The organism is Devosia sp. (genome assembly GCF_030689745.1).
Classification (GTDB): Bacteria; Pseudomonadota; Alphaproteobacteria; order Rhizobiales; family Devosiaceae; genus Devosia; species Devosia alba.
The window spans coordinates 1-8,210 of the sequence record NZ_JAUYGL010000082.1; the positions used below are offsets into that span (position 1 = coordinate 1).

The following is an 8,210-nucleotide window of genomic DNA, read 5'->3' on the forward strand; positions in this document are numbered from 1 at the left end:
CGGGTCACGGTGCTGCACCAGGGCAAGGTCCTGTCCGAAGGGTCGATGGACCACGTGCAGCACGATCCCAAAGTCATCGAAGTCTATCTCGGCCACTAGGAGGCGCCCATGCTCGCAATCGACAACCTGCACGTTTCCTACGGCCAGAGCGAGGTCATCCACGGTGTCACGCTCGATGTCGCGCCCGGCGAAATCGTCGCCATCATGGGCCGCAACGGCATGGGCAAGACCACGCTGATGAAGTCGCTGATGGGCATCGTGCCCTCGCGCAGCGGCACCATCTCCATTGATGGCAAGGAGATTGAAACGCAGGAGAGCTTTTCCCGCGTCAAGTCTGGCCTCTCCTACGTGCCGCAGGGCCGGATGATCTTTTCGACAATGACGGTGCAGGAAAATATCGAGACCGGCCTCACCGTGACCGGCGAGAACCAGGTGCCCGGCGATCTCTATGAGTTGTTCCCGGTGTTGCTCGAGATGAAAAGTCGCCGCGGCGGCAATCTGTCGGGTGGGCAGCAGCAGCAGCTGGCCATCGCCCGGGCCCTGGCCTCGCGCCCCAAGGTGCTGCTGCTCGACGAGCCCACCGAGGGCATCCAGCCCTCCATCATCAAGGAAATGGCGCGCACGTTGCGCCGCATCCGCGACGAAAAAGGCCTCTCCATCGTCGTCTCCGAGCAGGTGTTGAGCTTTGCTCTCGATATCGCCGACCGCGTGTTGGTGATCGAGAATGGCGAGTTCGTCCATGAAAGCCCCCGCGCGGGCATCGACGAGGCCAAGGTCTCGTCCTTCCTTTCCGTCTAGCCGCTTCTCCCAATCCCCAAAGAGGACAGTAAATGACCGATACGCTGATCAAGGTCGATCTCAACGAGAGCCCCTATACCAACGAGAAGATCCACAATCGCTGGCACCCCGATATTCCGATGGCCTGCTGGGTCGAGCCGGGCGACGATTTCAAGATCGAGACCTATGACTGGACCGGCGGCCAGATCAAGAATGACGACAGCGCCGCCGACGTGCGCGACGTCGATCTCAAGCAGGTGCATTTCCTGTCGGGCCCGATCGGGGTCAAGGGCGCCCAGCCGGGTGACCTGCTGGTCGTCGATATTCTCGATATCGGGGCCTTCGAAAGCTCGCTCTGGGGCTTCAACGGCTTCTTCTCGGTCAACAATGGCGGCGGCTTCCTCGACAAGCATTTCCCCACCGCACAGAAGTCCATCTGGGATTTCAAGGGCATGTTCACCGAGTCACGCCACGTACCGGGCGTCAAATATGCTGGCCTCATCCATCCGGGTCTGATCGGCTGCCTGCCCGATCACAAGATGCTCGATATGTGGAACACGCGCGAAAAGAAGCTGTTCGACACCGATCCCGACCGCGTGCCGGCGCTGGCGACCCTGCCCGACACCAAGGCGGCCCATATGGGTTCGCTCAAGGGCGACGCCTTCAACGCCGCCGCCTCGACGGGCGCCCGCACCGTGCCGCCGCGCGAGCATGGCGGCAACTGCGACATCAAGGACCTGTCGCGCGGCTCGAAGGTCTACTTCCCGGTCTATGTCGATGGGGCGGGCCTTTCCATGGGCGACCTGCATTTCAGCCAGGGCGATGGCGAAATCACTTTCTGCGGCGCCATCGAAATGGCTGGCTGGCTGCATATCCGCGTGACGCTGCTCAAGGACGGGATGAGCAAATACGGGATCAAGAACCCGATCTTCCGGCCGTCGCCGATGGCACCGAAATATGACGATTACCTGATCTTTGAGGGGATCTCGGTCGACGAGAGCGGCACCCAGCAATACCTCGACGTCACGACCGCCTATCGCCAGGCCTGCCTCAACGCCATCGAGTATCTCAAGAAATTCGGCTATTCCGGCGCCCAGGCCTATTCGATCCTGGGCACGGCGCCGGTGCAGGGCCACATCTCGGGCGTCGTCGACATCCCCAATGCCTGCGCCACCCTCTGGCTGCCCACCGACATTTTCGAGTTCGACATCATGCCGGGCTCCGATGGTCCCACCAAGCATCTCGATGGCTCTATCGACATGCCGATCGCCCCCGATCTGTAGGAGGAACCGATGGCAGTTTACGACTTTCAATGCCAAGATTGCGGGACGTTCACCGTAATGCGACCCATGGCGCGCTCCGCTGAACCCTGCGCCTGTCCCGACTGTGGGGAGCCCGCGGCGCGGGCTTTCCTCAGCGTTCCCTATATCGCCGGCATGGATCCCGCGCGACGCACGGCCCATTCCACCAACGAAAAGGCGCGGCACGAGCCAAAGCGGGGCGGCTCGGCGCATGGTCCGGGCTGTTCGTGTTGCAGCGATGGCGGGAAGAAGGGCCGATCGACCCTGGTGCGACCCGATGGGTCCAAGAGCTTCCCTGCAGCCCGGCCGTGGATGATCAGTCACTAGACGCAGGCCTAAGCGAGAAGCCAGTGCGAGCCTTTGCTGTTCGGATCTGGCTTCCAAGGTCCCGCATCGCAATTTCAAGCGGCGGTTATGCCAGCAGTAATGCCACAAGCCGTCGGTCCGCTACCGGCCCATTTGAGCCATTCGGACCGACGGTCGCATTTTGCAGGGCAGGGGCGGCTTTGGCCGTCTGAAGCCAAGCACAGGTGGCGAACCGATTTCAGAAAGTATCACCAGCAATGCCCCTGACAGTTTCAGAAAGTTCATCCTCCGTTGGCCTACCTCTTGCATAAGGTCTTCCTGCCTCTTGCATAAGGTCTTGCTGTCCAATAGGTACAGCTTTCGTGAGGCCACGTGGCGGAGTGGTTACGCAGCGGATTGCAAATCCGCGTACTCCGGTTCAATTCCGGACGTGGCCTCCAATTTCCAGCGAGCATTTTTGCCCCCGACTCCGCGCCGCTTTGCCGGCGTTGTAGTCGCGTGGATGGGCACTGAGGAACCGTCGCTTCACGGCGCTGTCAGACACCAGTGCGGCTTGACGCCATTGCGGCAACGCGCTCATTTCGTCGCATCCTGTTATACCGACTTGCCAAGCTGGTCGGGGTGGGGATACTCACGTCCAGCATATGATCGGGTTTGGGCGGGCGACAGGTATGGAACACTTCGAACAGCTGCGCGCTACCATGGTCGACAATCAGATCCGCACCCGCGGTGTCACCGAACCAGCCTTGCTGGCCCAGATGGCCCGCCTGCCGCGCGAGCGCTTCGTGCCGGCCGATCGGCAGTCAGTCGCCTATAGTGATGATCTCCATTGGCTCGGCCAGGGCGCCAAGCGCCGGTTCATCATGGCGCCGGCCAAGCTGGCCAAGCTGTTGCAGCTGGCGGCCATCACGCCGGACGAAGCGGTGCTCGAAATTGGTGCGGCGACGGGCTATGGCACAGCGGTGATTGCGGGATTGGCCAGCTCGGTTGTCGGCCTTGAGGCCGATGCGGATCTGGCTGCGCGCGCTGCGGCAACGCTCAAGGATCTCGGTATTGCCAACGCCACCATACGTGCCGGCGATATCGCTGCGCTGAGCGGTGCCAAATTTGATGTCATCTTTGTGCAAGGCGCCCTTGATAGCGTGCCCGAGGCGATGCTTGGCGCGCTCAAGCCGGGCGGGCGTCTGATTGCGGTGCTTCCCACGGATGGCGTGGCCGTTGCCCATGTCTTTGTCAGGACGGGCAAGACCATTACCGGGCGCGCTGAGTTCGACCTCAGCCTGCCGCTGCTTAATCAGGAGCCACCGGTCGCTGAATTTGTTTTCTGATGCCGGGCCATGTCCATGGTCGGGTGACAGTCTTGTAATGTTGCCGCAATACCAATGTGCGCAACAAATCGTACACCATCGTCGTCAAGACGGTTGCGGCAGCTTGTGAACCCTCAATGCCGCGCATACAATTTGAGGGTAATTGGAAGAGGCAGACCATGAGTTTTCGCGCGAAATTGGTCGCAAGTGTGCTGGCCCTGGCGGTGAGTGCTGTTGCGGTGGGCGGTGCACAGGCGCAATCAATCGCGCAAGCGCTGACCACTGCCTATGACCACGCTCCGGATCTGCAGGCGGCACTGCTCAATGCCAAGGCCTCGGCAGAAAACATCGCGCTGGCCGAAGCGGGCAAGCGACCCACCATCGGCGCCTCGCTCAGCGGCAATTATAATTGGAGCATTATCAATAGCAATTTCAACGACAGCACGTCGCTGACGACGGGACTGTCCTACAACCAGACGATTTTCGACAACTACAAGACCGAGGCGCAGATCGAGGCCGCCCGCGCCGGTGCTGACCTTGCCGAATACCAGATCCGCAATACCGAGCAGACCGTACTGCTCGCCGTGGTGCAGGCCTATATGGCGGTCTATAGCGGGCGCCAGCTCGTGGCGCTCCGGCAGGAAAACAGCAGCTTCTATTCGGCGCAACTGCAGTCCTCGCGTGATCGGCTGGAGGTTGGCGAGGGTACGCGGATCGACGTGGCACAGGCCGAAGCCCGCCTGGCGCAGGGGGACGCCGCCTATCGCGCCGCCCTCAGCAATCTTGAGATCAGTCAGGCCACATTCCAGCGTTATGTCGGCGCCGCGCCGCAAAACCTCGAACCCGGGCACAATTTTGCGCGCTTGATTCCACATTCGCTGCCAACGGCCATTGCCGAGGCTGAAGTGGGCCATCCCGCCATCTTGATGTCCAAGGCCGCCATCCGCGCTGCCCAGGCAACCAGCGATGGCGCCAAGGCGGAGTTCGGACCCAAGGCCACGATCAACGGTTCGGTTGGCAGCAAGACGACGGGCCCATCCAGCGCGCCAACCGATGGGATCAGCGGTACGCTGGGCTTCCAGATCAGCGTGCCCATCTATGCCGGCGGCGCCATCGGCGCCAGTGTGCGCAAGGCCAATATCGAGCAGATCAAGTCCGAGGTCGACGCCATGTCCGCCTATGACCAGATTCGCGAATCGGTGATTTCTGCCTGGGCCGGCATTCAGAGCGCCGATGCCCAGATCGTGGCGGCCAATTCCGCCGTCAAGGCCGGCCGGACCGTCGTTGACGGTGTCATCCAGGAACGCGATCTGGGAACGCGCACCACGCTCGATGTGCTCAATGCCCAGGCCGAACTGACCACGGCGCGTGAAACCCTGATCAATGCCTCGTCCAACAAGGTGATTGCCACCTTCTCGCTGCTGGCCGCCATGGGCCAACTGACCGCAGCCGATCTGGGGCTGAATGTTCAGATCAAGTCGGCGGTCCGCTATACCCAGGCCGTCGATGATGTCTGGGCCGAACTGCGCAGCGTCACCGAATAAACCCTGGCCTATCGCTGAGTATTGTGGCCGGGCCTCGTCCGGCCACAAGTTTTAGTGGAAGACCATGTGTTTGATGGTGTGCGGAATTCCTAAGATTGTCTGTCCGGTCTAAGGTGTTGTTGACGAATCAGGGTTTGGCCGCGTTGGCGGAGGCCGTTTTTCCGGTTCGAGCGCATGAGTATGAGGCACCTATGAACAAGCCGGCCCACAAAGAACCCTCGATGGACGAGATCCTGTCTTCCATTCGACAGATCATTGCGGACGATGATGCCGCAGGGGTTCCGCGCCGCGCCGCCAGCCTGGCTGCCACCGATCCAATGGAAGCCACACCCGCCGCTCCAGCAGGCGAAACCGCCGATCGTGACCTCAGCGACATGCTCGACGATATTGAGCCACTGGCCCTGAGTCCCTCCCAGATTGTCGATGAAGACGATGATATCGGCGGATTCAGCTTTGATTCTATTCTTGCCGATACGCCGGTTGATGACGATGTGCCGGCCAGTCTGGTCGATCCTGAAGATATCAGCTTTGCCGCCACGCCCGCTGATGACGACGATGATCTCCCTTCCTTCGATCCACCGGTGCAGCGCGCGCTCCCGCCTGATCCCGAGCCCGTTGCCGCCAAGCCGAAGGCCGTGGCTGCGGCCCCCAAGCCCGTGGACGACGCCGATCTCGCCATGCCCGAGTTCAATCCCGGAGCTGACCTCGACAGCGTCGAGTTTAACCCCGAACCAGCAGCAGAACCGGCATTCGATGCCGGTGCAGACATGGCTGCGGCGCGCCCCCAGCCATCCATCGCCCAGGCCGCGCCAATGCCGGATGCAAGCCTGTCCAGCGACATGGCTGCGCAATTGCTTGAGCCCACCACCCAGGCGGCCGTGCGCAGTTCGATGACCAAGCTCAATGGGCTTGGATTGGGCAATGCCAGCGCCACCATCGAGTCGCTATTGCGCGACATGCTGCGGCCCATGCTCAAGGAATGGCTCGACGAGAACCTGCCGGCGGTCGTTGAGCGCATGGTGGAGCAGGAAATCGCGCGCGCTTCGCGTGGCGAGTAGCCTCATCTGACATCTCCAGGCTTCTGGCATGCGCGGAAATGTTGACCGCGCATCGCGTATTTGCTTGAAGTCTGCCCAGCCCTTTCCCGACCTGCCATGTTCACCTGGCGGGTTGCCGTTGTTGCGAGTCACAAAATGCTTGAAAAGTCCTATGAGCCCGGCGCCGTCGAATCCCGCGTTTACGCCGACTGGCTCAAGGCCAACGCCTTTGCTGCCGGGGCCGGGGCCGAGCCAGGGGCCGAGACCTTCACCATTGTCATCCCGCCGCCCAATGTTACCGGCTCGCTGCATATCGGCCACGCGCTCAACAACACCATTCAGGACATCCTGGTCCGTTTCAACCGCATGCTGAAAAAGGACGTGCTCTGGCAGCCCGGCATGGATCACGCCGGCATTGCCACCCAGATGATCGTTGAGCGCCAGTTGCAGGAGCGCCAGCAGCCGGGCCGGCGCGACATGGGCCGCGAAAAGTTCGTCGAGCGCATCTGGGACTGGAAGGCCGAAAGCGGCGGCACCATAATGCACCAGCTCAAACGCCTGGGCGCTTCGGCTGACTTCTCACGCGAACGCTTCACCATGGGCGAAAACGGGGTCGCCAATGACCAGATGGTCCGCGCCGTCACCAAGGTGTTCGTCGAACTGCATCAGCGCGGCCTGATCTATCGCGCCAAGCGGCTGGTGAACTGGCATCCGGGGCTGGAAACCGCCATTTCCGACCTCGAAGTCGAAAACATCGAGATCAGGGGCCATATGTGGCACCTGCGCTATCCGCTCGCCGATGGCGTGACCTACCAGTTCCCGATTGCCCATGACGAGGACGGCAAGCCAACCGAGTGGGAAACCCGCGACTACATCATCGTTGCCACCACGCGTCCGGAAACCATGCTGGGCGATAGCGGCATCGCCGTGCATCCCGAGGATGAGCGCTATACGTCGCTGGTCGGGAAGTTTGTCGAGCTGCCGCTGGTGGGCCGCCGCATCCCCATCGTGGCCGACGATTATGCCGATCCGGCGCTGGGCACTGGCGCGGTCAAGATCACGCCTGCGCATGACTTCAACGATTTTGAAGTCGGCATGCGCAACAATCTCGAGCAGATCAACGTCTTCACCACGAGTGGCGCGATCAGTTCGGCCGAGTTCATCCCCGGCGACCTGCGCGGCCTCGACCGCTTTGAAGCGCGCAAGGTGATCGTCGCCAGGCTGACCGCGCTTGCCGAGGAAGACCCGGCCCGCGGCCTCGATCACATCGAGGACAAGAAGATCATGGTGCCGCATGACGAGAAGAGCAAACTCGTCGTCATCGAGCCGTTCCTGACCGACCAGTGGTGGGTCAAGGCCGACGTGCTGGCGCAACCAGCCATGGCTGCCGTCCGCGAAGGCCGCACCAAATTCGTGCCCCAGCAATATGAAAACACCTATTTTGCCTGGCTGGAAAACATCAAGCCGTGGTGCATCTCGCGCCAGCTCTGGTGGGGCCACCAGATTCCGGCGTGGTACGGCCCCGATAACGAGGCCTTCGTTGCCTATGACGAAGCCGAGGCGCAGGCGCTTGCCACCGCGCACTACGGCAATGCTGTCGCGCTCAAGCGCGACGAAGACGTGCTCGACACCTGGTTCTCCTCCGCGCTCTGGCCGTTCTCCACCCTGGGCTGGCCGGACGATACCGAAGAGCTGCGCCGCTACTATCCCACCGATGTGCTCGTTACCGGCTTCGACATCATCTTCTTCTGGGTCGCCCGGATGATGATGATGGGCCTGCATTTCATGGAGGAGGAGCCGTTCCACACGGTCTACGTCCATGCGCTCGTCCGCGACAAGAACGGCGCCAAGATGTCGAAGTCCAAGGGCAACGTCATCGACCCGCTCGAACTCATCGACGAATATGGCGCCGATGCGCTGCGGTTCACGCTGACCATC

The 8,210-nt window shown here is 61.7% G+C and carries 7 protein-coding genes, 1 tRNA gene and 1 pseudogene; all 9 read left to right on the forward strand.

Going from position 1 to position 8,210, the window contains the following annotated elements; translation table 11 throughout:
• A pseudogene (locus Q8O80_RS07400) lies at window positions 1–99 on the forward strand (ABC transporter ATP-binding protein); the annotation flags it as partial.
• Window positions 100–108: 9 nt separating this feature from the next.
• Complete coding sequence (urtE, locus tag Q8O80_RS07405; protein WP_305578509.1) at window positions 109–798, forward strand: urea ABC transporter ATP-binding subunit UrtE; 690 nt, start codon at window positions 109–111, stop codon at window positions 796–798.
• A gap of 32 nt (window positions 799–830) precedes the next feature.
• The gene (gene fmdA / locus Q8O80_RS07410) at window positions 831–2,060 is read left to right on the forward strand and encodes a formamidase (RefSeq protein WP_305578511.1); all 1,230 of its coding nucleotides are present in this window, start codon (window positions 831–833) and stop codon (window positions 2,058–2,060) included.
• Between the two features lie 9 nt (window positions 2,061–2,069).
• Window positions 2,070–2,405, forward strand: a complete 336-nt coding sequence (locus tag Q8O80_RS07415) for a zinc ribbon domain-containing protein (RefSeq protein ID WP_305578513.1) — start codon at window positions 2,070–2,072, stop codon at window positions 2,403–2,405.
• Window positions 2,406–2,750: 345 nt separating this feature from the next.
• Window positions 2,751–2,824 (forward strand) — tRNA-Cys (locus Q8O80_RS07420).
• A gap of 231 nt (window positions 2,825–3,055) precedes the next feature.
• A complete protein-coding gene (locus tag Q8O80_RS07425) occupies window positions 3,056–3,712 on the forward strand; it encodes a protein-L-isoaspartate O-methyltransferase (protein ID WP_305578515.1) in 657 nt (218 codons plus the stop codon).
• A 158-nt stretch (window positions 3,713–3,870) separates the two neighbouring features.
• Window positions 3,871–5,235 (forward strand): TolC family outer membrane protein, encoded by a 1,365-nt coding sequence (locus Q8O80_RS07430; protein ID WP_305578517.1) that lies wholly within the window; start codon window positions 3,871–3,873, stop codon window positions 5,233–5,235.
• Window positions 5,236–5,426: 191 nt separating this feature from the next.
• Window positions 5,427–6,293, forward strand: coding sequence for a PopZ family protein (locus Q8O80_RS07435; RefSeq protein WP_305578519.1), 867 nt, complete (start codon window positions 5,427–5,429; stop codon window positions 6,291–6,293).
• A 135-nt stretch (window positions 6,294–6,428) separates the two neighbouring features.
• A partial coding sequence (locus Q8O80_RS07440; protein ID WP_305578521.1) for a valine--tRNA ligase occupies window positions 6,429–8,210 on the forward strand: 1,782 nt, incomplete at its 3' end.